The following is a 22,300-nucleotide window of genomic DNA, read 5'->3' on the forward strand; positions in this document are numbered from 1 at the left end:
TATCTCCGGTCCAGAAGTGCGCCGGAGACCGAACGAATACGGCCACCGGAGCGTTAACTCCGGTGGCCGCATAATTCTGCCAGCAATGGCGCCCAGGCTTAGCTGCCGCGCGTTGCGGCGACTTCTGCGGCGAAGTCTTCCTGCTTCTTCTCGATGCCTTCGCCGAGCTGGAAGCGGACGTAGTCCTTCAGCACGATCTCGTGCCCGGCGTCCTTGCCCGCCTTCGCGACGACGTCCGCGATCGGCGTCTTGTTGTCCATCACGAACAGCTGCGAGAGCAGTGCGTTTTCCTTGGCGAACTTGGCGATCGCGCCGTCGACCATCTTTTCCTGCACGTTCTCGGGCTTGCCGCTTTCGGCAGCCTTTTCCTTCGCGATTGCGCGCTCGCGCTCGATCACGTCGGGATCAAGGCCTTCTGCGTTCAGCGCCTGCGGGAAAGCCGCGGCGATGTGCATGGCGAGGCTCTTGCCAAGGCCTTCGAGCACTTCGGTGTCAGCCTTGCTCTCAAGCGCGACGAGCACGCCGATCTTGCCGAGGTTCGGAGCAACGGCATTGTGCATGTAAGGCACGACCACGCCGTTATCGACCGAGACGGTCTTCATGCGGCGGATCTGCTGGTTCTCGCCGATGGTCGCGACATTGTCGGTGAGCTTGTCGCCGACGGTTCCGCCGTCGGGATAGCTCGCGGACTTCAGCGCTTCGATATCGTCCGCGCCCTGCTTGGCAGCGACTTCGGTCGTCTTGCGCACGAAGTCCTGGAACTGGTCGTTCTTCGCGACGAAATCGGTTTCGGAGTTAACCTCGACGGCGACGCCCTTGCCGCCCTCGACCGCGACGCCGACCAGCCCTTCGGCTGCAGTACGGCTCGACTTCTTCTGCGCAGCGGCGAGGCCTTTTGCACGCAGCGCGTCCACGGCAGCTTCGATGTCGCCGTTCGATTCGGCGAGTGCCTTCTTGCAATCCATCATGCCCGCGCCGGTCTTTTCGCGCAGGGCCTTTACATCAGCGGCGGTATAGGCAGCCATCTGTTCGTCCTCTTGGGTTAAATGTGTTGCACCGGATGGAACGCTAAATGGCCATCCGGTGCTGAATTACAAACTCGTGGCAAGGCCGCACGCCGAAAGGCACGGCGGCCCTGCAACAGGTCAGGCGGTAGCGGCTTCCGCCGGCGGATTTTCCATCGCACCTGCATCGCCTTCGCTGTCGGCAGCATTCCCGCCCTTGCCCGAACGTGCAGCCGCGGCAACCGCGTCGCAGTAGAGGCGCACGGCGCGGCTGGCATCGTCGTTACCGGGGATCGGGAACGCGATGCCCGAAGGATCGGTGTTGGTGTCGAGCACTGCGACCACCGGGATGCCGAGCACGCCGGCTTCCTTGATCGCGAGGTCTTCCTTGTTGGCGTCGATCACGAACATCACGTCGGGAATGCCGCCCATGTCGCGGATGCCGCCGAGCGACAGTTCGAGCTTGTCGCGCTCGCGCGTCAGCTGAAGGACTTCCTTCTTGGTGAGGCCCGAGGTCTCGCCCGAAAGCTGCTCTTCGAGGGTCTTCAGTCGCTTGATCGACTGCGAGATCGTCTTCCAGTTGGTGAGCATGCCGCCCAGCCAACGGTGGTTGACGAAGTGCTGGCCGGAAGCCCGTGCCGCTTCGGCGATCGGGTCCTGCGCCTGGCGCTTCGTGCCGACGAACAGCACTTTGCCGCCCGAACGCACGGTCTGCTCGATGAAGTCGAGCGCACGCGCCATCAGCGGAACGGTCTGTGAAAGGTCGATGATGTGGATGCCGTTGCGCGAGCCGAAGATGTACGGCTTCATGCGCGGGTTCCAGCGGTGGGTCTGATGGCCGAAATGCGATCCGGCTTCGATCAATTGCTGCATCGTGACGGTAGGAGCCGCCATAGGTAAATTCCTTTCCGGTTATGCCTCTGGAAGACTGGAACCCCGTCGGGGCACCGGTATGTGATGCCTTCCATGTGGATTTGACCGCTTGCGAAGGGGGCGGGAATCGCCGTTCCGGTCCGCGGACGGTGCGGCGCCTAGCGCGCTTCCGCGGGAAAATCCAGTACCGATTTCAGGTCTGTCGGCAGCGACGCCGTAAACAACAGAGGCGCACCAAGCTGAAACGAATCACTTGACCGTTCAGAACAAATAGGGAACACCGGAACAGGGCGGGAACAATTCCCGTTAACTAATGTTTCAACGCCAGGTTCACAGCTTTTCCACAGGCTGGTCAACAGGCAAACACGAGGATACGGGCCATGGCCGAATTTGCAATCGTAGCGTTTCTGATGAGCGTAGCCGTCGGCGTGGCCGTGTCCCTCTCCGACAGTTTCCTGCGGTTGAAATCCGGCTTTGCAATGGCGCGGCGCGAACTCGGCGGTGCGGAAACCCGCGCGCTTCCGGCCAAGCGGCGCAGTGCGGGCTTCGCGATTACTCTACCTCGTCCGGCGCTGCCGAAACCGGCCCTGCCGCAGCCGGTGCGGACCGTGCGGCTGCGCGCTGCCGCTTGATCCGGGCGTATTTGACGAAGCCGTAGGGCATCAGCGCAAGGTAAATTACGCAGATCGCGACCAGTGCCCACCATGGTTCTGCCAGAAGGGCCGCGAAGAATATCCCGACGAGTGCGATCATTTCCAGCCGGATGTTCCGGCGCGGACGGATCGAGGTCCAGCTCAATGTCGCGATGTTCGAGATCATCATGAACGCGATCAGCGTCAGCCAGAGGCCCATCAGGATCGGATCGCGGAACTCTTCCCAACCCGTCGCCATCCACAGGTAGAACGGCAGGAACGCGAGGCCCGCCCCGACAGGCGCGGGAACGCCGGTCAGGAAGCCGGCCGACTTGTGCGGCTGTTCGTCCACGTCGATCTGCGCATTGAAGCGTGCGAGCCGCAGCGCGCAGCAGATCGCAAATGCCAGCGCCGCGAACCAGCCGAGCCGCGGCACCTGCTCCAGCGACCACAGGTAGATGATGAGCGCCGGGGCCATGCCGAAAGAAAGCGAATCGGCAAGACTGTCCATCTCCGCGCCGAAACGCGTCTGCGCCTTGAGCAGCCGCGCGATCCGGCCGTCGATCCCGTCGAGCAGGCCGGCTATGATAACCGCGAAGATGGCGCTACTCCATTCGCTGCCGATAGCGAAGCGAATGCCCGTAAGGCCCGAGCACAGTGCCGCGGCGGTGATCGCATTGGGGAGAAGCGCACGCAGTGACAGGCTGCGTGGTCCGCCTTCACCCGGCTCCTCGTCCTCGGTCGCCTTGGGACCGACGCGCGTAGAGCGCAGCTTGCCCGCATGTACCCCGCCCCGCGGGTTCGGATCGCCTGCGTTCATTGTGCTATTCCTTCGATCAACCGCTGCTCTCCGAATTCCGCCAATACCGTTTCGCCCGCGACCACCGTCTGTCCCAGCAGCACTTTGGGCGAGGTTCCTGCGGGCAGATAAACGTCGACCCGGCTGCCGAAGCGGATCAGGCCGACGCGCTGCCCCACGCCGAGCATGTCGCCCGGCTTCACGAACGGCACGATGCGCCGCGCCACCAGGCCGGCGATCTGGGTGAAGCCGATCTTCTGCCCGTCGCTGCGTTCGATGAGGATGTGCTGGCGCTCGTTCTCTTCGCTCGCCTTGTCGAGATCGGCGTTCACGAACTTGCCCGGAATATAGACGAGCCGGCGCACGCTGCCGCCGATCGGCGCGCGGTTCACATGCACGTCGAACACCGACATGAAGATCGACACCCGCGTCACCGGCCCGCTCGGCAATCCGGCGGTGCCCGAACCGTCGTCGATCTGTAGTTCGCGCGGCGGCTCGACCTCGGTGATGAGCGAAACCAGTCCGTCCGCTGGGGAGACGATCATGCGCTCGTCCTGGGGTACGGAGCGTTCGGGGTCGCGGAAGAACGCGAAGACGCCGACCGCGAGAAACAGCAGCGCGGTTCCGATGAACGTCCAGCCGAAGCCCCACAGCACGAGGAGGGCAACGCCGAGCGCGATCAATCCATACTTGCGGCCTTCGGGGTGGATCGGAGGCCAGCTCCAGCTGACATCGCCCTTCCCCTGATTGTCGATGAGATTGCCTGCCATGAAGAGCGGTCTAGGGGCTGCCCCCCGCCCTCGCAAGGCAAATGCGCCCCCGGCCGCAGGGGTGCCACAGCGTCAGGCGGCCTTGCGCACGAACACGCAGCCCGCCGAATAGCCCGCCCCGAAACTGCAGATCAGGCCCGTGTCGCCCTGTTCCAGATCGCCGCTGTGAAGGTGGAAAGCGATGATCGAACCGGCGCTCGAGGTGTTGCCGTAGGTATCGAGCACCGTTGGGCTTTCGTCCGGGCTCGCCTCGTGGCCGAGCACCCGCTGCGCGATCAGCCGGTTCATTCCCGCATTAGCCTGATGCAGCCACAACCGCCGTAGCCCGGCGGGGTCGAGCGACAGCCGCTCCGCCTCGGTCACGATCATCTCCGCGACCATCGGCACGACTTCCTTGAACACCTTGCGCCCTTCCTGGACGAACAGCTTGTCCGGCTGCCCCTCGCCTTCCGGGCTCGCGCGGTTGAGAAAGCCGAAATTGTTGCGGATATTGTTGGAAAAGACCGTCTTAAGCTTCGTGCCGAGGATGTCCCAATGCTCCGCCGGGGCGATGGCGGCTTCCTCCACCAGCACCGCTGTCGCGACGTCGCCGAAAATGAAGTGGCTGTCGCGGTCGCGCCAGTTGAGGTGTCCGCTCGTTATCTCGGGGCTGACCACGAGTACGCTTTTCGCGTTACCGGCGCGGATATAGTCCGCCGCGGTCTGGATGCCGAAGGTCGCCGACGAGCACGCGACATTCATGTCGAAACCGAAGCCGTCGATGCCGAGCGCCTGCTGGATCTCTACCGCCATCGCGGGATAGGGACGCTCCATGTTCGAGGCCGCGCACAGCACTGCATCGACATCGCGAACGTCGCGGCCCGCCTTTTCGAGCGCCTCGCGCGCTGCCGCAACACCGATCTCGGCCATCATGGAAAGCTCGTCGTCGCCGCGTTCATCCCACCGCGGCGCCATAATTTCGGGATCGAGCACCGGCTCTTTCACCATGACGTGCCGCGCCTTTATTCCGCTCGCCTTCTCGATGAATTCGGTCGAGCTCGGCTGCAGCGCCTCTGCCTCGCCTGCTTCGATCGCGTCGGCATTGCGCGCGTTGTGAAGCTCGACGTAGCGGTTGAAGCTGCCGACCAGTTCTTCGTTCGAAATGCTGTGTTCGGGCGTAAAAAGGCCGGTGGCCGAGATGACGGGGCGGTTGGTCATGGTCATCGCCCCGCGATACGCCGAGCCGACGGGTCGGGCAAGAGTGCCCCGGTGCCGAACCTATCGAAGAGCAGTGGTGGACAGGGCTGGATTGACAGCCAAATCTCAAAAATCGCAGAAATCTTAGGCTTTTACAAAAGGATGCCGGAGCGATTGTAGTAGCCCGTTGTAGCAGTTGCTGCAAGCCGTTACGCTACTTCCTTATGGTCGTTGACGCCACGCTTTTAATATCCGGCTGGACTGCAATCGCTGCCACCTTCGCCGCTGTGATCGCATGGCGTGTTTTTCGCTGGCAGCGTCAGGGAGATGTGCCCGTAGTGCTGTGTGAAGTCACGTCGCCTAGGTCGGAAAGTGAATGGTGGGAGATCAAGATTACGGTCCGCAATCGTACTACTACCCGGTGGGAATCGAAGGAAGCTCGTATTAACATCCCAAAACAAGCTATCGGCTATTCGCAATACGCTGTGCCCATCACGGTAAATGATTATGGCGATGAGCTTGCCGACCATACCGCTGCTAGAGCCTTGGCCACTAGGGTGTTTCCATTAAAAGCTAAGACAGAACCGGTAGGGACGCAGCCGCGTCAATACCTTGGCGGTGGTGATGTATCTTCGGAGAGAGCCTATATGTACATTCCCGAGGGCAGCCCAAAGTTGAAGATGACACTCACTCTTGTTTCGATGGACGGGAAGCCGAAGAAGTTTTTCGTACCCATTGAGCGCGACCTAACGCCCTCATAAAAGTGGCTCGTTAGCCTCGGCAACCCCAGTCTCGATTTATGGGAAACAACGATTTTAAGCGAGCTGTGGTAGCTCTTGCAGAAAGTCGTATGTACGTCATTTTAGTCTAATATTTTTTGATATGTTGAGGCGCTTAATGCAGGTGTTTGTCTGCTATCCAAACGAAGTTCAAGAAACCGCCAAGGAGGTCCGCAGCTTCATCCGATCAGTCGGTCTCGAAACTTGGTTTGATAAAGATAATCTTATCGGCGGAGATGATTGGGATCGAAAAAGAGAGCTCGGGCTAGCCGACGCCGATCTTGTGGTAATTATTTGCTCGACGGCAACCACAGGCCGAAATGGGGTGTATCATCGTGAAATTGCAGAAGCCTTGGCTCATGCAAAGGACCGTAGGCTGGGAACACGCTACATCATTCCTCTGCGTCTTGAGGATGTACCGCTCCCGCCTGAATTACAGCGCCTCCAGTATATCGACCATCATGCTGAATTTTGGCGGCGCGAGCTAGCTATCGCCTTCGAGGCCGCTTGTAGGGAGAACAATGCTGCTATCCCATCTTCCCTAAAAGTGGCAGCCGCTGTTCCGGATGAAGGCGGAATTAGGTCGCTGACTCTGTTTGACGAGCGGGAGAAAGGGCAGGTTCACACAGATTGGATCGAGTACGAGCAAGAGGGCGAATACTGGCTGTATGTAAACAGCGTTATCCGGGCTCGCGCGCTCGGTCATCATTACCAAGCTCGCAGGTTTATTGATGACCGCGAGTCGCCCACTGGATGGTCTGGGGGCTCGGATTCAGAAATTGCGATATCCGAGTTTTACCGGAAAGACGATCTTGTTTCATTAAGTGTCGGATGGGCGGATTACTATGCAGGGGCTGCACATCCTAATCATGGATTAGAGACTATCAATTTCTTCGGTGACCAAGCTGGTATTATCACAGTTGAGGAATTGTTTGATCTTGACACGCGCGCGCTTTATTTTCTTCGAGACTATGTCAATCTTGATATTAAAAGACAAGCATTGGAAGGCGAAGAGTGGGACGTAAGCCAATATGTGGCAGATTATGGCTGGGGTATCTTCAAGCACTTCTCTTTCAATGAAAAAGGGATGGTGCTCAATCTGTCAGCATCCTCGGGCTTGCCTCATGTTCTAGGCTACCATGATGTATATGTGCCGTGGGAACATATCGGGCAGATGCTATCCCCTGTTGCTCGCCAAATATTGCTAAGCGGATCCCCTAAAGAGGGGCATTAAGATGTTGGAATGGGCCACTGCCAATTTCGCTGCTCTCGTTCCAATATTGATAGCAATTGGGACGGGGATCGGCATCCTTGTTCAGAGAAAACTAAGCGGGCAGATACACTTCGAGGACGAAGCGAGCTTAGAGCGAACGATTAAACTCAAGCAGCTCATGGATTCCGAAAGGATGACGGTAGAGGAGGTGAGAACCCTTCGGAAGAAGTTTAGAAATAGTCGCGGCGGTATCGTAGGAGCCGAAGCTCGTGCGATTGCTAGAAAATCAGAAACCGCAGTATTGGTCGACGACCCTAAGGGAAAAACTTGGCCTGGCAAAGCTCCATATCATGAAACGACGGCTGGGATGGCCACGAAAGCAGGAGCGGAGCTCGACATCTTGAACGGGAAACTTCGCCTTATGATCGGCGAGTTGGCACATAATCTTTCGGAGAGTAGGGTCGCCCAGCTTTATGAAGCACATGATGCTTGGGAGACTTACTGCGCTGCGGACGCTAAATACGCTGCGCTACTGTTGGAGGGCGGGACTGGCGAGAGCTTGCTCTATGCGGGGAGGATGATTGAACTTACCGAACAGCGGCTTCAAGACCTCGCTCTCTACCAAGCCGAAAAGGACCTTAACAGAGCGCGACCTAAAAATGATCTACTGGCGCGTGCCGGCACCTTCGAATAGATATGCACGCATGACCCCCGTAGGGGGTATCCCCCAGACCCCGAGAAGGAAAAGGCTGAACAACCCCGGCCCTATCCTTTCCCGAACGAAGCCGCGTTCCACAGTTGGTCCCTTCCAGTTCGGCAATCGCGCGTTCTGTCCAATTTGCCTATACCCTGAGCGGTCGTCCTATCAGCACCCTATATCCGTCTTATTAGGGTTGACTTTCGTATTTTCGTACGCATTTGGTCTTGGCTCTAAACCCAAATCGGACAAGGACAATCTATGGCTACTATCGGATATGCCCGCGTATCAACCGCAGGCCAATCGCTTGACGTGCAGCAAGATGCGCTACGCGAAGCGGGCTGCGAACGCGTGTTTGCGGAGAAGAAAAGCGGACGCCGGGCAGCGGATAGAACCGCCCTGGCAGACGCTTTGGAGTTCGTGCGAGAGGGTGACACCTTCCTTGTCACGAAGCTAGATCGTCTTGCCCGTTCGGTAATAGACCTACATCAGATCGTGGACCGCCTAGCTGCAAAAGGCGTGGGCTTCCGCGTCCTACAGCAATCCGGCATCGACACTACTACTTCCACCGGAAAGCTGACGCTTGGCATTCTCGCTGCCGTCGCAGAGTTCGAGGCGGATATACGCGCGGAGCGTCAACGGGACGGCATAGAGGCCGCCAAAGCCAAGGGCGTTTATAAAGGGCGAAAGCCGAGTGTTGACCAGGCCCGTATTCAAAAATTGTTATCGGAAGGCAAGCGACCGGCAGATGTAGCCCGCGAGCTAAACTGCGCACGCTCGACAGTCTATCGACTAGCTGAGGCACCTCCGCTTGAACAGAAGGTTTGACGGCAATCCCTCCCTTTCATGGGAAGCATGACACCTCCAACGAAGCACATATGGCAACTGCGGTAGCGGTGTCTGATACCCAGTTGCGGAGATCGCTTCGGACGATGCTTTCCCCTCGGCGCATCTGCGCTAAGACGTTCCAATTACGCCTCAAAAATTTATCGCCAAATGGCGCAATGCCGAACTGAATGAGCGCGCTGCATCGCAGAGCCACTTCAACGACCTTTGTGCCCTGTTGGGGGTGGATGACCCGATCACTGCCGATGCCAAGGGAGAATGGTACGCCTTCGAAAAAGGCGCGACCAAGACTAGCGGAGGCGAAGGCTGGGCTGACGTCTGGCGAAGAGGCTGTTTCGCTTGGGAGTACAAGGGCAAAAAGAAGGACCTGAACAAGGCGTTCGCCCAACTCCAGCAGTACGCCATCGCACTGGAAAACCCCCCGCTCCTGATCGTGTCCGATATGGACCGTTTCCGCATACACACCAATTGGACCAACACGGTACAGCAGGTGCACGAGTTTGCACTCGACGACCTTAATGATGGGGCCACACGCGACCTGCTGCGCAACGCCTTTGAGCATCCCGAAGAACTTCGCCCTGCCAAGACCCGGCAGACGCTTACAGAGGAAGCGGCGGAGGAGTTCGCACAGCTTGCCCAGCGGCTCCGCTCTCGGGGCCACGAGGGTCACGAGGTCGCCCACTTCGTGAACCGGCTAGTGTTCTGCATGTTCGCAGAGGACGTCGGCCTCCTGCCCGACAACATGTTTTCGGCCATGCTCCGGGCCAGCCGCACGCAGGCGGACGACTTCGCCGCCCATGCTCGCACCCTGTTCGCCGCTATGAAAACGGGCGGGCTGGTCGGTTTTACCAAGGTGGACTGGTTCAACGGCGGCCTTTTCGATGACGACAACGTCCTGCCACTTGAGCGGGACGACATTGACAATCTGATTGCCGCCGCTGATTTGGACTGGTCCGAGGTGGACCCCTCCATCCTTGGCACTCTGTTCGAGCGCGGTCTGGACCCGGACAAACGCAGCCAGCTTGGCGCGCACTACACTGACCGCGACAAGATCATGCAAATCGTCGAGCCGGTTATCATTCGGCCCCTCTCAGCCGACTGGGCAGCTACGCGAGAGAGAATCGAGGAGCTGGTCGTCAACGCTCCACAACAAACCGCCGAGAAGCTCCTGACAGGCCCACAGAAGGCCAAGCGGACCCGCGCCTATGCCGAGGCTCAGGAACTCCTTCGCGCCTTTACAGAGCGCTTAAAGGGCTTCCGCGTACTCGATCCTGCATGCGGGTCAGGCAACTTCCTCTACCTGTCTCTGCTTGCCTTAAAGGACTTAGAGCATCGCGCCAATCTGGAGGCTGAACCGCTCGCCCAGCTTCGCTGCTACCTGCCCCCGGCCATTCGCTATGCCTTCCGGGAATAGCAGCACTTCACGCCGCGCTGCCCGGTGCTGAACGTATTGCAGGAAGCCGAGGCGGATGATTTCGGGATGGATGGGCAGCGTTCCCCGGGAGCTTTCGGTTTTGATCCCTCGACCATCATAGGGCCGTATATGCAGGACAGGGTGGCCCTCATCCTCGCCAATGTCCTCGACACGCAGGCCTGCCGCTTCGCCATTCCGTAGGCCATGAAACAGGCACAGGAGAGGAACCCAGAATGCCCCCGGCTTTTCCGTCTCTGTCTCAAAGGGCGCAGCCCAGTGGTGCTGGCTCAAGAGCGTCTGTAGCTGTACTGGGGTGAAAGGATCGCGCCGATCCTCGTCGGCTACCGGATCATGAACAGTTAGGCCGGTAAAGGGGTTGAATTGAACCCACTGTTCCCGGACCGCCCACCCGAAAATTGACGAGATGTGCGACAGATAGCCGTCATTGATGGTTTTGGGTTGCAGCACTGGCAGGCCCAATTTGCGACCCACGGCCACAGCATCCCGGATGGGCTTTCCGGCTGTCTCCTTTCGTTTTCCGATCTGCGTCGGTAATTCGCGTAGAAGGTCCACAACGTCGCGGGCATCCTTCCGAGTGATGCTTGCTACTTCCCGGTCCGCGAATAGGTCCCGCAAGAGACGAAACACGGGCTTGACTGCCTTTTTGCTAGACCCGCCCCAGAGGGGCGATTTGTCGGCCTCGTAGGCTGTCAGCAGTGCCTCTACGGTATGTGTACTGTCAGAAGAAGGATGCGCTGTACGCAACGGCCCGGCATTAGCATCATTGACTGCCCGCTGCCCCTCCGCGGCTGCTCTTAGAGACGCAATCTCCGCATCTTTTTCCCGCACGATGTCGTGCCAAGCAGCCTCTTGCGGCGACAACTCTGCCGTTGACGCTAAAGCCCGCCGCCGACGCTCGATCCGGTATTCCGCCCTCGCCTCCTTTCGAGCGGCAGAAGCCGCAGCCTCCGCCTCCGCAGCAAGGCGTTCTTCGCGTTCGCGCTCGCTTTCGCTGGGAGCAACAGTTTTCAGATGGGCCGCAAGTTGTGCGGCGCGCTCCGCCTCGTAGCTGTCAGCAGCGTCGGCCAGCAGCAAAACGGCCTCGCGCCGCTCTTTAGTCCGCAAAGAAACGTTCCATTCACGCTTCGGCCCGCCTTGTGGCCCACGCCAGAACTTTTGATCTTCAGCGATGATTGGGCGGCGGTAGTAGTAAACACCGTGCCGGTTTTTGGTCAGATACATTGGCTCTTCCATAGCTACGATTGTAGCACCCAATGGTTACCAAACCCCTGAATTTCTGCGGTTTCTGTGCCTTCTCAATATCTTAGAAGGCGGTGGTGGACAGGGCTGGATTCGAACCAGCGTACGCTTGCGCGGGCAGATTTACAGTCTGCTGCCTTTAACCACTCGGCCACCTGTCCACATAACCTGCCTTGGTGCGGACTTTCGCGAAAAAGTCCGTAGGAAAGCGCCCCGTTTCGAGCGGGTGTCCAGCCGAGAGGCGCCGCTTTGGCGAAGCTGCGCTTGCCTGTCAATGGGCCTGCTGGCAGGAGGCGCGCAGATACCAGGAAAGCAAGGAAACACACGCGTGTCGAAACCGGCAAGAAAGAAGGCGCTCCGCGGCCGTGCGGGCCGGATGAAGGGCGGGCGCGGCAGCGGCCGGGCCAGCACCGGACAGGTGCGTCTGTGGGGACGGCACGCGGTCGAGGCGGCGCTTCTGAACCCGGACCGCCAGCACCGCAAGCTGTGGGCGACGCGCGAGGGGGTCGCCTCACTGGACGGCGAGCTGCCGCCCGATTTCCCCGTCGAGTATGCCGATGCCGCCGACCTTGCCCGGCTAGTCGCGCGCGATGCGCCGCACCAGGGGCTCGTGCTCGAATGCGCGCAGCTCGACGACGTGTTTCTGGGCGATGTGATCCGCGACGCCGAGGGTGCGCCCATCGTCGTGCTCGACCAGGTGACCGATCCACACAATCTCGGCGCGATCCTGCGCTCTGCAGCCGCATTCGGTGCAGCGGGCATCGTCACACAGGACCGGCATGCCCCGCCGGAATCGGGTGTAGTCGCCAAATCCGCTTCGGGCGCGCTCGAAAGCGTGCCGTGGGTGCGCGTGGTTAACCTCGCCCGCGCGCTCGAGGAACTGGCCGAGGCCGGCTATTGGCGGATCGGGCTCACCGGCCATACCGAGACCGTGCTGGCCGATGCTCTGCCCGCCGGCCCGACAGCGCTCGTCTTGGGCGCGGAAGGCGAAGGCATGCGGCAGAATATCGAGGCGCATTGCGATGCCCTCGCTCGCCTGCCCATCAGCGACCGGATCGAAAGCCTCAACGTCTCGAATGCCGCGGCGGTCGCGCTCTACGCCATCGCCGCGCGGTAAAGACGCCCGCAACGAAAAAGCCGCACACGTCCGGCAGGACGCATGCGGCTTTTTTCGTCTAACAGACGCTGTCTTAGTTGACGGCGTCCTTGAGGCCCTTGCCGGCCTTGAACTTCGGCTGGTTCGATGCCTTGATCGTCATCGGTTCGCCGGTGCGCGGGTTGCGGCCGGTCGAGGCCTTGCGCTTGGCGACGGAGAAAGTGCCGAAGCCGACGAGGCGAACTTCGTCCCCGTTCGACAGCGACTTGCTGATGGAGTCGAAAACGCCTTCCACGGCGCTTGCGGCATCGCTCTTCGAAAGGCCGCTGGATTCTGCAACTGCGCCGATCAGATCGTTCTTGTTCATTCGGTACTTCCCCCAAAATAGAGTGAATTGAATTGTCTCGGTGAGTCGCCTCACCGAATGGAGCGCGACTTGATACGCTTTCATGGGGCAAGTCAAAGGCAAATTGGCTGATTCGCGCGGTTTTTTGCGCATTTTAGCCTATGATAAGAACAGATGAACGAGGCGCAGCTTTTCGCCGCGCGGTTGCGCTACCAATGCAGCCTTGCCGTAGCGGCGAGTCGCTGCATCGCACCATCAGACCTGGCGGCGCGATGCAGACGTAATTGAACCGGTCAGTGCGCGGTCGGTTGCTCGCTCAGGAAGTGGCCCGGCAGCGGCTGGCTCGCCAGATCGTCCGCCTCGGTCCACTCGATCGGCGACGGTTCCGCCGTGAGAGCGTGCGCAAGCACCTCGTCCACATGCTTCACCGGAATGATCTCCAGCCCGTCCTTCACATTGTCCGGTATCTCCACGAGATCCTTCACATTGTCTTCCGGGATGAGCACGGTGGTGATCCCGCCGCGCAGGGCCGCGAGCATTTTCTCCTTCAACCCGCCGATCGGGAGGACCCGGCCGCGCAACGTGACCTCGCCGGTCATCGCGACATCGGGCCGCACCGCGATGCCCGACAGGGTCGAGACGATCGAGGTGACCATGCCGATGCCCGCACTCGGGCCATCCTTCGGCACCGCGCCTTCGGGCAGGTGGATGTGGATGTTCTTGCGCTGGAAGATCGAAGGCTTGATGCCGTAGGCCGGCGCCCGCGCCTTCACGAAGCTGAAGGCCGCCGCGACACTTTCGTTCATCACTTCGCCGAGCTTGCCGGTCGTCTTGATCTCGCCCTTGCCCGGCGTGGTGACGCTTTCGATGGTCAGCAGCTCGCCGCCCACCTCGGTCCATGCGAGACCCGTGACCGCGCCGACCTGCGCCTCTTCCTCGCTCTTGCCGTGCTTGAACTTGCGCACGCCGGCGAAGTCGCCGAGGTTGTCGGGCGTGACGGTAACGCTGTCTGTTTCCTTTTCGAGGATCTTGCGCAGCGACTTGCGCGCCAGCCGCGCGATCTCGCGCTCCAGCGTACGCACGCCCGCTTCGCGCGTGTAATAGCGGATCAGGTCGCGCAGGGCCGCTTCGGTCAGTTCGAACTCGCCCTCGGCGAGGCCGTGCAGTTCGACCTGCTTCGCAATCAGGTGCCGCTGCGCGATCTCGACCTTCTCGTCTTCCGTATATCCTTCAAGGCGAATGATCTCCATCCGGTCGAGCAGCGGCTGCGGCAGATTGAGGCTGTTCGCGGTGGTCACGAACATCACGTCACTGAGGTCGATGTCGAGTTCGAGATAATGGTCCTGGAACTTCGCATTCTGTTCGGGATCGAGCACTTCGAGCAGAGCCGAAGCAGGATCGCCCCGGAAATCCTGGCCCAGCTTGTCGATCTCGTCGAGCAGGAACAGCGGATTGCTTTTGCCCGCCTTCTTCAGATTGGTGACGATCTTGCCCGGCAACGAGCCGATATAGGTACGCCGGTGGCCGCGAATCTCCGCTTCGTCGCGGACCCCGCCAAGCGACTGGCGAATGAACTCGCGCCCCGTGGCGCGCGCGATCGACTTGCCGAGGCTCGTCTTGCCCACGCCGGGAGGACCGACGAGACACAGGATCGGACCCTTCAGCTTGTTCGTACGCGCCTGCACGGCGAGATATTCGACGATCCGGTCCTTGACCTTGGCAAGCGCATAGTGATCCTCGTCGAGAATTTCCTGCGCCTTGCCGATGTCCTTCTGCACCTCGGACTTCTCGCCCCACGGCAGGCCGAGCAGCACGTCGAGATAGTTGCGGATGACGGTCGCCTCCGCGCTCATCGGCTGCATGCCCTTGAGCTTCTTGAGTTCCGAAGTCGCCTTCGCCTTCGCCTCTTCGGACAGCTTGGTCTTCTCGATCTTCTCTGCGAGCGCGGTCAGTTCGTCCTGCTCGCCGTCTTCGCCGCCGAGCTCGTTCTGGATCGCCTTCATCTGCTCGTTGAGGTAATATTCGCGCTGCGTCTTCTCCATCTGGCGTTTCACGCGCCCGCGGATCTTGCGCTCGACCTGCAGCACCGACAGTTCACCGTCCATGAAGGACAGCACCATCTCGAGCCGCTTGAGCGGATCGCTCTCGACCAGCAGCGCCTGCTTGTCGGCCACCTTGATGCCCAGCGCGGCGGCAACCGCGTCGGCAAGCTGGCCGGCGTCGTCCACTTCGGAGAGGTCTTCCGCCGCATCTTCGCCGAGCTTCTTGTTAAGCTTCGCATAGCGGCCGAACTGCTCGACCACCTGCCGCATGGTCGCGGTCACTTCGCTGCCCGACACGGTGCGGGTCTCTACGTTCGAGACCTCCGCCATTACGAGGTCGCCGGTTTCAGACAGTTCCTCCAGCTTTACGCGCGATCCGCCCTCGACCAAAACGCGGACGGTGCCGTCAGGGAGTTTCAGCAGCTGCAGAACCTGCGCCACGACGCCGGTGTCGTACAGGTCGCCGCGGTCGGGATCATCGCAAGCCGGATCGACCTGCGCCAGAAGAACGATGTCCTTCGATCCTTCCATTGCCGCTTCGAGCGCGGCCACGGACTTCTCGCGGCCCACGAAAAGCGGCACGACCATGCCGGGAAACACGACGATGTCGCGCAGGGGAAGTAGGGGATAGGCTTTGTTCATATCGGTTCCGTTCGGCGGTAATCGGGGTGTGCGGCGACCGCTTCGAGCGGGCCACTGTCTTGACCGATATATGGGAACGATGCCGACTGGCTGCAACATCGCGGCGGCCCCGCTCTGTGGACGCCGGACTGCGAAAGAAAGACGTCAGTTCAGGCGGCGCGCTGCTCCGGCACGGCCTGCATCACTCGGTCGCGCCCACTCTGCTTCGCCTCGTACAGCGCCTTGTCCGCAGCCAGCAGCGCCTTTTCGAGCGGCTGCTGCGGCGCGCATTCGGCAAAGCCGATGGAGGCCGATACGGTAAGCCCCTTCACGAGATAGGACATGTCGATCGCCGCGATCCGGTGCCGGACGGCTTCGGCGACCGCTTTGGCGGTAACGTACTCCTGCCCGGTCAGCAGCAGCAGAAACTCCTCACCGCCCAGCCGCACCGCACAGTGCGGTCCTCCGGGCGTCATGCGCGCGAAATCGCGCAGGACCTGAGCACATTGCACGATGACCCGGTCGCCCACCGCATGGCCGTGCGTATCGTTGATCGTCTTGAAATAATCGAGATCGATGGCGAGGATGTGCCGCCTCTCCCCGCTCGGTGCCAGATGCCCCTCGACCTCGAAAAAGGCGCGCCGGTTCTTGAGGCCCGTCATGGAATCGTGGAGCGAGAGGAACTCCGCATGTTCGAGCGCCTCGCACAGGTCCTCGCCGAGCCGGCGGTTGCTGACGAGCGCTTCCGACATCTGGATGTTCTGGCGCGCCATGCCCATGCTGAACATGATCATGCCGCCCGCCATGGACGCGGAGGCGAGCAAGATCGCCCAGCTTACCGGACCGGGCTGAAGCGCCAGACCGGCGAACAGGGACACGGTGAAGGAGGCGAGAAATCCGAACAGCATCATCGGCAAGGCACCCAGCATCGCGCAGATAAGCGATACGCCGACGATGGCCACGCCGAGAATGACGAAGGAAAAGCCGCCTTGCTCGAGGTAGCCGATGACCGGCCAGAGCAAGGCCGCCCAGGTAAAGCCTCCGAAGGCAAGACTGTAGGTGACGGCGCGTAAGCTCGCCTCGAAATCCTCTCCGGCTGCGAGCTTTGCCCGAAGCTGGATTGCCAGCAGGCGTGTCGTCACGATCGATACCGCGCGCAGGGCGAGTGCGATGAACAATTGCTCGTCGAAGGGCAGCATGATTGCAGCCACGAGGCAGCCGAATAGGCCGACGATGTTGGCGAAAAGCGTGTGGCGCTCCTGCTCGGCCAGCGACCGCACGGTTTCGAGGCGCACCTCGTCCGCCCAGTCGTCGCGGCTGTCCGGACAGGTCTGCGGGTCGCTTGGAGTATGCACAATCCATCCCTATTCCAGCGACCGCGAACAGGATTAGCGCTATTGTGTTAAGAAATAATGGCGCGCGAAGCTTGTTTTTTAGTGAATTTTCAGCCCATGCCGGGAAGGTTGAATCCCGGCGGAAGGCCCATGCCGCCCTGGATCTTCTGCATTTCCTCGTTCGAGGCACGGTCGGCCTTGTCGCGCGCGTCGTTGAAGGCGGCGGTGACGAGGTCCTCGACCATCTGCTTTTCTTCGGGCTTCATCAGGCTCTCGTCGATATTGACAGACAGGATGCGCCCCTTGGCCGTGCAACGGATCTTTACAAGCCCGCCGCCCGATTGCCCCTCGACCTCGATCGAATCGAGTTTCGCCTGGGCCTCGCCCATCTGCGTCTGGATTTTCTCCGCGGCCTTCTGTGCGGCGGCGATCATTTCTTCCATCGATTGCATAGTTCGTGTCCTCTTCAGCGCTGCAGATACATACCGTATTTAGGCGCTTTTGCTCCAGTTTGTATGTCCGCCGCGGGGTGCCCGCTCCTCTTCCTCGACGAATTCGGCATCGGGGAAGGCCGCGAACGCCGCTTTCACCAGCGGATCCTCGCGCATGGCCGCTTCGGCGGAACGCGAGCGTTCCTCGTCCTGTTCGACCAGAGAGGGAAGCCCGCCCGCCTGCTGCTCGTCGAGCGTCCAGCGCTTTCCGGTCGCCTGTATCAGCGCATCGCGCAGCACGGCGGCAACCTCGTCACGGTAACGCTTGTCGCGCGAGTAAGAGAGTTCGCCGTCCGACATCGCGATCGGGCGAACCTGCAGCCGCATGATGCTGGCCGCATGGTGATGCCCGCCGCGCTCGACTACCTCGATCAGAGATAGCCAGCGGTCCGCAAGGTTACTCTCGGGCGCGCTGCCCTGACTGGCGGTGCTGTCCGATTGGGAGGGTGCGGGGGCCGACCGGGCCAGTTCCTCCATCCGCTTCACCAGGCTGCCGGGATCGGGCATGTCCGCCGCATGCAGCACGCGCAGCAGTGCCATCTGCGCGCTGGCGAGCGGATCCGGCGCGATCCGCACCTCGTCATGGCCCTTCAGGAGTAGCTGCCACAGGCGGTGAAGCTGCCCCGGCGTCAGGCGCTGCGCAAAGTCGGTTAGCGCGCTGCTTTCCTCCGCACTCGGCGCGTCGGCCTGTCCGCCGCCGACCTGCGCCACGGTGACACGGTGGACGAGGTCCATCAGCGTCCGCATGAGGGCGAGCGGTTCGACTCCAAGCGCATATTGCTCGCCAATCGCAGCGAGCAGCGCCTTGGCATCGCCTTCGAGGATATGACCCAGCAGGCGGCGCTGCGCGCTCTTGTCCGCCAGGCCGAGCATGCCGCGAACAATCTTGGCGGTGACTGCGGTGGCGCCCTCGCCGCCTTCCATATCGGCATGGGCGATCGCCTGGTCGAGAATGGACAGCCCGTCACGCACCGAGCCTTCCGCAGCGCCCGCGATCATGGCGAGCGCCTCGGTTTCCGCCTCGACGCCCTCCTGCTCGCAGACCCAGCCGAAATGCGATTGCAGCAGCTGCGCCGGAATGCGGCGCAAGTCGAAGCGCTGCGTGCGGCTGAGCACCGTTACCGGCAGCTTGTCGACCTCGGTCGTCGCGAACAGGAACTTCACATGCGCCGGCGGCTCCTCGAGCGTCTTCAATAGCGCGTTGAACGCGTTGCGCGACAGCATGTGGACTTCGTCGATGATGTAAATCTTGTAGCGCGCCGAAACGGCGGAATAGCGCACCGCCTCGATGATCTCGCGCACGTCGTCGACGCCGGTGTGGCTCGCCGCGTCCATTTCAATGACGTCGATGTGGCGACCTTCGGCGATAGCGAGACACGGCTCGCACACGCCGCAGGGATCGATCGTCGGACCGCCCTGCCCGTCGGGACCGATGCAGTTCAAGGCCTTCGCGATAAGGCGCGCAGTCGAGGTCTTGCCGACCCCCCGCACCCCGGTCATCAGAAAGGCGTGCGCCAGCCGGTCGCGGCGGATCGCATTGGCGAGCGTGCGAACCATCGGCTCCTGGCCGATCAATTCGCTAAAGGTCTGCGGACGGTACTTTCGCGCGAGCACCCGGTAAGGCGTCGCAGGGTCCGTTTCGGGAGGGTTCACCGCGCCTTGAACCGCGCTCGGTGCAGTTGTGGGCGATTTAGGTGCAGTTGTGGACGCTTCGCCTGCTTTAGCCGGTTTCGGCTCGTCAGGCACCGGAACCGGGTCCCCGAACAGCGCATTCTGCCCCGCCGCTTCGAGTTCGGCCGCGCTCGGCTTAGCCTCTTCCGCGTCGTCTGCCCATGGCAGGCCGCCGTCCGGCATGTCGTTATTCTGCGGAGAATCAGGCATGACGATTAGCTAGGCGCTACGCCGCCTTTTGTCATGCCGGGGATGTGGGAAAAAGGAGCCGAGCGACCCGCCGCAATCCACCTGGGCTGCTTCCTTCCGGACCTGACCCGGTGAGCGAACGCAAACGTCCACCCGACTCCCGGCGGGCGATATGGCGATAACCGATCGGAAAATCAATTACCGAAAATTATCGGCGTAAGCTTGGAGCTTCAGCGTCTTCGGCGGCGTCACATGAACGCGTGCGGGAATGCCATGCTTTTCGGCGTAGGCTTTCGCCGCGTCCTTGTCCGGAAAAGTCAGCTTTACCTGCGCCTGCGTATCGCCGCTGCCGGTCCAGCCCATCAGCGGGTCGGGCCGCCGCGCCTCGGTCTGCTCGAATTCGAGCACCCATTCGTCGACGCGCGCCTTGCCCGACTGCATCGCACTTTTCGGTCGCTGGTAAATTCGTGCTGGCATGCGGTTTCCTTTCTGCAAGACGTGCGAGAAATCAAGAGTGCATTTCGGCCCGGCGGGCCGCAAGGGCGACTGCCCGCCCGCAGCGACGCGGCCGTGAGGCCGCATGAGCGAGGAAAGCCAAGCGAGCGGATGCGAGCGCCGGCGCTTGAGGCCTATTTATTAAACGCGTTCTTGGTCTTGAGGCTGGGCTTTTCGGTCCATGGCTGTTCCGGCCAACGATGCTTGGGATAGCGGCCCTTCATTTCCTTCGCGACGTCGGCCCAGCTTCCGCGCCAGAACCCAGGCAAATCGCGCGTCGCCTGTACCGGCCGTCCGGCCGGACTGGTGAGCTTCAGCAGCAGCAGCGTGTCGCCGATCATCGGATGCCGATCGAGGCCGAAAAGGGCCTGCACGCGCACCTCCACGCTAGGCGCATCGTCCGACGTGTAATCCACCGCGTGCTGCGTAGCGGCGAGACTGACGAACTGGCGCGGGGCCTTTTCATCGAGTCGCTGCCGTTCGTCCCAGGACAGGAGCCCCAGCGCGGCTTCTGCGCAGGCGCTCGAAGGCAGGTCGAGGTCGCGCCGTCCATGCAATAGCGGCAGTAGCCAGGTGTCGGCTGAAGCTAGTAATGCCTGTTCGCTTAATGCCTGCACTCCGGCGAAACGGGCACGCGCCAGTAGGTTTTTCGGCAGGATATCACTAAGGTTTTCGGCAGCCTTTTCCACAAGCAGTGCAGTGATCGCTTTCTCGTCAGGCTCAGGGTCGGGTCCGCTCGCGAGAATTATCGCGCCGAGCCGGCGTTCGAGCCGCGCTTCGACACGCTCGCCGGTCCAGCGCAGCCGCTTGGTTTTTTCGATCCGGTCACCTAGCCAGCTTTCGACCTCCTGCATGGTCAGCGCGAGCGCCGCCGTGATCCGTGCGCCTTGCGGATGACCCTGCGCATCGCCGATGACGAGCCATTCCTCACGCGCAAGCGACGAAGCGGGATCGAGCCGAAAGCCGCGCCCGCCCGCCGCCAGCCAGTTCTCGCCGCTCGCATCGCGCCTGCGCGCCACGAAGTCGGGCCTTCCGGACGCCAGCACGATGCCTAGCGGCGGCTTACCCGTCGGCGACGGTTCGGCAGCTGTCGCAACCTTGGCCGCCCAGCCGCTCGCAAGCTTGCGCGATTTCTGCGCGCGTTCGCTCCGGTCGCCGTTCCAATTTGCAAGCCGCCGTTCCAGATCCTCTCCGCGCCCGCCCAGCCCGCGCTCCTGAAGCAGCAGCGCCAGCCGCGCCGCTTCGTCGGCCATCCCGTGCTCGCCGGCGAACAGCAGCATGGCTGCCGATGCCGGAGCGAGCGGAAGCCGCGAAAGCTCCTCCCCTCGCTTTGTCAGGCGCAATAAGTCGTCGAGCGCGCCCAGCGCCTTGAGGTTCGCCTGCGCTGCGGCGACCGATGCGGCGGGCGGCGGATTGACCCATCCAAGATCACCCGGATCGCGCGTCCCCCACTGCGCGAGAAGCAGCATCAGCGGCGTCAGATCGGACGTCTCGATCTCCGGCGGATCGAACGCGCGCCGCCCGGCATGGCCTGCCTCTTCCCATAGGCGGTAGGCAATTCCGGGGCCCTGCCGCGCCGCACGGCCTGCCCGCTGCGCCGCCGACGCCTGACTGGCGCGGTGCGTTACCAGCCGCGTCGTTCCTGCCGCACGGTCGTATTCGGCGCGCCGCGAAAGCCCGCTGTCGACGACGACCGACACGCCTTCGAGGGTGAGCGAGGTTTCCGCAATCGCGGTCGCCAGCACGATCCGGCGGCGACCGTCAGGATCGCGGCGGATGGCCGCGCGCTGCTCGGCGGGTGCAACCTGCCCGTGCAGCGGAAGAATTACGGCATCAGCCAGTTTGCCGGCAAGATAGTCGCGGGTCCGCTCGATCTCTCGCACGCCGGGAAGAAAGGTCAGAATGTCGCCATCCCGTTCCTTCCATGCGCGGATGACCGCATCGCCTACCTCTTCCTCGATCCGCCGTTCAGAGCGTGCGCCGAGCCATTCGATTGACATCGGAAAGGCCTTGCCCTCGCTTTCGATCACCGCGGTATCTGGTCCAATCAGCTTCGCGAACCGCTCTCCGTCGATGGTCGCGGACATGACGACGACGCGCAGATCCTCGCGCAGCACCGAGCGGCTTTCGAGCGCCAGCGCCAAGCCGAGGTCGGTATCGAGATGGCGTTCGTGGGCTTCGTCGAACAGGACCGCCGAAACGCCGGTCAGTTCGGGGTCGGCAGCGATCCGGTTGACGAAAATACCTTCGGTCATGACGAGGATGCGCGTCGCGGCCGACTGCTTGCTGTCGAGCCTTGTGACATAGCCCACGGTCTCGCCCGCGCGCTCGGAGAGAAGCTGCGCCATGCGCTCTGCCGCTGCGCGGGCGGCAACGCGGCGAGGCGATGTCAGGATGATCTGCCCGCTGCACCAGTTCTCGTCCAGCAAGGCAGAGGCGACCGCGGTCGTCTTGCCCGCACCCGGCGGCGCGATCAGGACTGCGCCGGTATCTTTCGACAGAGCCGCCAGAAGCTGCGGCAGGACGGCATTGATCGGCAGCTCACGCATGCC

Annotated in this window: 20 protein-coding genes, 1 tRNA gene and 1 other RNA gene; 7 read left to right on the forward strand and 15 right to left on the reverse strand. The window is 61.8% G+C overall.

Going from position 1 to position 22,300, the window contains the following annotated elements:
- Nucleotides 1–98: 98 nt before the first annotated feature.
- Both tsf and rpsB read right to left on the reverse strand, forming a co-directional pair.
- Complete coding sequence (gene tsf / locus HUV48_RS04670; protein ID WP_176266557.1) at nucleotides 99–1,025, reverse strand: translation elongation factor Ts; 927 nt, start codon at nucleotides 1,023–1,025, stop codon at nucleotides 99–101.
- Nucleotides 1,026–1,145: 120 nt separating this feature from the next.
- Complete coding sequence (gene rpsB / locus HUV48_RS04675) at nucleotides 1,146–1,898, reverse strand: 30S ribosomal protein S2 (RefSeq protein WP_176266558.1); 753 nt, start codon at nucleotides 1,896–1,898, stop codon at nucleotides 1,146–1,148.
- 359 nt (nucleotides 1,899–2,257) lie between these two features.
- Between rpsB and HUV48_RS04680 the strand changes: the two genes are divergently transcribed.
- Entirely contained in the window at nucleotides 2,258–2,509 is a 252-nt protein-coding gene (locus HUV48_RS04680) for a hypothetical protein (protein ID WP_176266559.1), read from the forward strand.
- On the opposite strand, the gene HUV48_RS04685 is transcribed toward HUV48_RS04680, so the two are convergent.
- The 3 genes from HUV48_RS04685 to HUV48_RS04695 all read right to left on the reverse strand — a co-directional run bounded on the left by HUV48_RS04685 (nucleotide 2,430) and on the right by HUV48_RS04695 (nucleotide 5,281).
- Complete coding sequence (locus HUV48_RS04685; RefSeq protein WP_176266560.1) at nucleotides 2,430–3,329, reverse strand: CDP-alcohol phosphatidyltransferase family protein; 900 nt, start codon at nucleotides 3,327–3,329, stop codon at nucleotides 2,430–2,432. The genes HUV48_RS04680 and HUV48_RS04685 overlap by 80 nt on opposite strands.
- Nucleotides 3,326–4,078 carry a phosphatidylserine decarboxylase gene (locus HUV48_RS04690; RefSeq protein WP_176266561.1) on the reverse strand — a complete coding sequence of 251 codons (753 nt, stop codon included), beginning with the start codon at nucleotides 4,076–4,078 and terminating at the stop codon, nucleotides 3,326–3,328. Before HUV48_RS04690 ends, HUV48_RS04685 begins: the two co-directional genes overlap by 4 nt.
- A gap of 72 nt (nucleotides 4,079–4,150) precedes the next feature.
- Complete coding sequence (locus tag HUV48_RS04695; RefSeq protein ID WP_176266562.1) at nucleotides 4,151–5,281, reverse strand: beta-ketoacyl-ACP synthase III; 1,131 nt, start codon at nucleotides 5,279–5,281, stop codon at nucleotides 4,151–4,153.
- A gap of 197 nt (nucleotides 5,282–5,478) precedes the next feature.
- Between HUV48_RS04695 and HUV48_RS04700 the strand changes: the two genes are divergently transcribed.
- The 5 genes from HUV48_RS04700 to HUV48_RS04720 all read left to right on the forward strand — a co-directional run bounded on the left by HUV48_RS04700 (nucleotide 5,479) and on the right by HUV48_RS04720 (nucleotide 10,203).
- The gene (locus HUV48_RS04700; RefSeq protein ID WP_176266563.1) at nucleotides 5,479–6,015 is read left to right on the forward strand and encodes a hypothetical protein; all 537 of its coding nucleotides are present in this window, start codon (nucleotides 5,479–5,481) and stop codon (nucleotides 6,013–6,015) included.
- Nucleotides 6,016–6,151: 136 nt separating this feature from the next.
- On the forward strand, nucleotides 6,152–7,267 hold the full coding sequence (locus tag HUV48_RS04705) for a toll/interleukin-1 receptor domain-containing protein (RefSeq protein ID WP_176266564.1): 1,116 nt from the start codon (nucleotides 6,152–6,154) through the stop codon (nucleotides 7,265–7,267).
- A 1-nt stretch (nucleotide 7,268) separates the two neighbouring features.
- On the forward strand, nucleotides 7,269–7,940 hold the full coding sequence (locus tag HUV48_RS04710) for a lysozyme inhibitor LprI family protein (protein ID WP_176266565.1): 672 nt from the start codon (nucleotides 7,269–7,271) through the stop codon (nucleotides 7,938–7,940).
- Between the two features lie 264 nt (nucleotides 7,941–8,204).
- Nucleotides 8,205–8,771 carry a recombinase family protein gene (locus HUV48_RS04715; protein ID WP_176266566.1) on the forward strand — a complete coding sequence of 189 codons (567 nt, stop codon included), beginning with the start codon at nucleotides 8,205–8,207 and terminating at the stop codon, nucleotides 8,769–8,771.
- Nucleotides 8,772–8,931: 160 nt separating this feature from the next.
- Entirely contained in the window at nucleotides 8,932–10,203 is a 1,272-nt protein-coding gene (locus HUV48_RS04720; RefSeq protein ID WP_318656048.1) for a type IIL restriction-modification enzyme MmeI, read from the forward strand.
- Here HUV48_RS04720 and HUV48_RS04725 read toward each other — a convergent pair.
- Complete coding sequence (locus HUV48_RS04725) at nucleotides 10,114–11,445, reverse strand: site-specific integrase (RefSeq protein WP_176266568.1); 1,332 nt, start codon at nucleotides 11,443–11,445, stop codon at nucleotides 10,114–10,116. The two genes, HUV48_RS04720 and HUV48_RS04725, sit on opposite strands and share 90 nt — an antisense overlap.
- Nucleotides 11,446–11,538: 93 nt before the next feature.
- A tRNA-Tyr gene (locus tag HUV48_RS04730) sits at nucleotides 11,539–11,624 on the reverse strand.
- A gap of 167 nt (nucleotides 11,625–11,791) precedes the next feature.
- Here HUV48_RS04730 and rlmB point away from each other — a divergent pair.
- A complete protein-coding gene (gene rlmB, locus HUV48_RS04735; RefSeq protein WP_318656042.1) occupies nucleotides 11,792–12,580 on the forward strand; it encodes a 23S rRNA (guanosine(2251)-2'-O)-methyltransferase RlmB in 789 nt (262 codons plus the stop codon).
- A gap of 73 nt (nucleotides 12,581–12,653) precedes the next feature.
- On the opposite strand, the gene HUV48_RS04740 is transcribed toward rlmB, so the two are convergent.
- The 8 genes from HUV48_RS04740 to hrpB form a co-directional block, all read right to left on the reverse strand.
- Nucleotides 12,654–12,926, reverse strand: a complete 273-nt coding sequence (locus HUV48_RS04740; RefSeq protein WP_176266569.1) for an HU family DNA-binding protein — start codon at nucleotides 12,924–12,926, stop codon at nucleotides 12,654–12,656.
- Nucleotides 12,927–13,198: 272 nt separating this feature from the next.
- Nucleotides 13,199–15,589: an endopeptidase La gene (gene lon, locus HUV48_RS04745; RefSeq protein ID WP_176266570.1), complete on the reverse strand. Its 2,391-nt coding sequence runs from the start codon at nucleotides 15,587–15,589 to the stop codon at nucleotides 13,199–13,201.
- Nucleotides 15,590–15,738: 149 nt separating this feature from the next.
- Nucleotides 15,739–16,923 carry a GGDEF domain-containing protein gene (locus tag HUV48_RS14595; protein ID WP_176266571.1) on the reverse strand — a complete coding sequence of 395 codons (1,185 nt, stop codon included), beginning with the start codon at nucleotides 16,921–16,923 and terminating at the stop codon, nucleotides 15,739–15,741.
- 89 nt (nucleotides 16,924–17,012) lie between these two features.
- Nucleotides 17,013–17,354 (reverse strand): YbaB/EbfC family nucleoid-associated protein, encoded by a 342-nt coding sequence (locus HUV48_RS04755; RefSeq protein WP_176266572.1) that lies wholly within the window; start codon nucleotides 17,352–17,354, stop codon nucleotides 17,013–17,015.
- Nucleotides 17,355–17,393: 39 nt separating this feature from the next.
- Nucleotides 17,394–19,274 (reverse strand): DNA polymerase III subunit gamma/tau, encoded by a 1,881-nt coding sequence (locus HUV48_RS04760; RefSeq protein WP_404799913.1) that lies wholly within the window; start codon nucleotides 19,272–19,274, stop codon nucleotides 17,394–17,396.
- A 48-nt stretch (nucleotides 19,275–19,322) separates the two neighbouring features.
- Nucleotides 19,323–19,417: signal recognition particle sRNA small type (gene ffs, locus HUV48_RS04765), an RNA gene on the reverse strand.
- Nucleotides 19,418–19,451: 34 nt separating this feature from the next.
- Nucleotides 19,452–19,730, reverse strand: a complete 279-nt coding sequence (locus HUV48_RS04770; protein ID WP_176266573.1) for an ETC complex I subunit — start codon at nucleotides 19,728–19,730, stop codon at nucleotides 19,452–19,454.
- 152 nt (nucleotides 19,731–19,882) lie between these two features.
- On the reverse strand, nucleotides 19,883–22,297 hold the full coding sequence (gene hrpB, locus HUV48_RS04775) for an ATP-dependent helicase HrpB (RefSeq protein WP_176266574.1): 2,415 nt from the start codon (nucleotides 22,295–22,297) through the stop codon (nucleotides 19,883–19,885).
- Between the last annotated feature and the right edge of the window lie 3 nt (nucleotides 22,298–22,300).

Source organism: Qipengyuania atrilutea (genome assembly GCF_013370205.1).
Classification (GTDB): domain Bacteria; phylum Pseudomonadota; class Alphaproteobacteria; order Sphingomonadales; family Sphingomonadaceae; genus Actirhodobacter; species Actirhodobacter atriluteus.

Bases quoted from the DNA above. Each gene is read 5' to 3' on its own strand.
- HUV48_RS04715 (WP_176266566.1), top strand. From the start codon at position 8,205: ATGGCTACTATCGGATATGCCCGCGTATCAACCGCAGGCCAATCGCTT.
- HUV48_RS04700 (WP_176266563.1), top strand. From the start codon at position 5,479: ATGGTCGTTGACGCCACGCTTTTAATATCCGGCTGGACTGCAATCGCT.
- HUV48_RS04725 (WP_176266568.1), bottom strand. From the start codon at position 11,445: ATGTATCTGACCAAAAACCGGCACGGTGTTTACTACTACCGCCGCCCA.
- lon (WP_176266570.1), bottom strand. From the start codon at position 15,589: ATGAACAAAGCCTATCCCCTACTTCCCCTGCGCGACATCGTCGTGTTT.
- tsf (WP_176266557.1), bottom strand. From the start codon at position 1,025: ATGGCTGCCTATACCGCCGCTGATGTAAAGGCCCTGCGCGAAAAGACC.
- HUV48_RS04705 (WP_176266564.1), top strand. From the start codon at position 6,152: ATGCAGGTGTTTGTCTGCTATCCAAACGAAGTTCAAGAAACCGCCAAG.
- HUV48_RS04685 (WP_176266560.1), bottom strand. From the start codon at position 3,329: ATGAACGCAGGCGATCCGAACCCGCGGGGCGGGGTACATGCGGGCAAG.
- HUV48_RS04690 (WP_176266561.1), bottom strand. From the start codon at position 4,078: ATGGCAGGCAATCTCATCGACAATCAGGGGAAGGGCGATGTCAGCTGG.
- HUV48_RS04680 (WP_176266559.1), top strand. From the start codon at position 2,258: ATGGCCGAATTTGCAATCGTAGCGTTTCTGATGAGCGTAGCCGTCGGC.
- HUV48_RS04755 (WP_176266572.1), bottom strand. From the start codon at position 17,354: ATGCAATCGATGGAAGAAATGATCGCCGCCGCACAGAAGGCCGCGGAG.
- hrpB (WP_176266574.1), bottom strand. From the start codon at position 22,297: ATGCGTGAGCTGCCGATCAATGCCGTCCTGCCGCAGCTTCTGGCGGCT.
- HUV48_RS04710 (WP_176266565.1), top strand. From the start codon at position 7,269: ATGTTGGAATGGGCCACTGCCAATTTCGCTGCTCTCGTTCCAATATTG.
- HUV48_RS04740 (WP_176266569.1), bottom strand. From the start codon at position 12,926: ATGAACAAGAACGATCTGATCGGCGCAGTTGCAGAATCCAGCGGCCTT.
- HUV48_RS04770 (WP_176266573.1), bottom strand. From the start codon at position 19,730: ATGCCAGCACGAATTTACCAGCGACCGAAAAGTGCGATGCAGTCGGGC.
- HUV48_RS04760 (WP_404799913.1), bottom strand. From the start codon at position 19,274: ATGCCTGATTCTCCGCAGAATAACGACATGCCGGACGGCGGCCTGCCA.
- HUV48_RS04695 (WP_176266562.1), bottom strand. From the start codon at position 5,281: ATGACCATGACCAACCGCCCCGTCATCTCGGCCACCGGCCTTTTTACG.
- rpsB (WP_176266558.1), bottom strand. From the start codon at position 1,898: ATGGCGGCTCCTACCGTCACGATGCAGCAATTGATCGAAGCCGGATCG.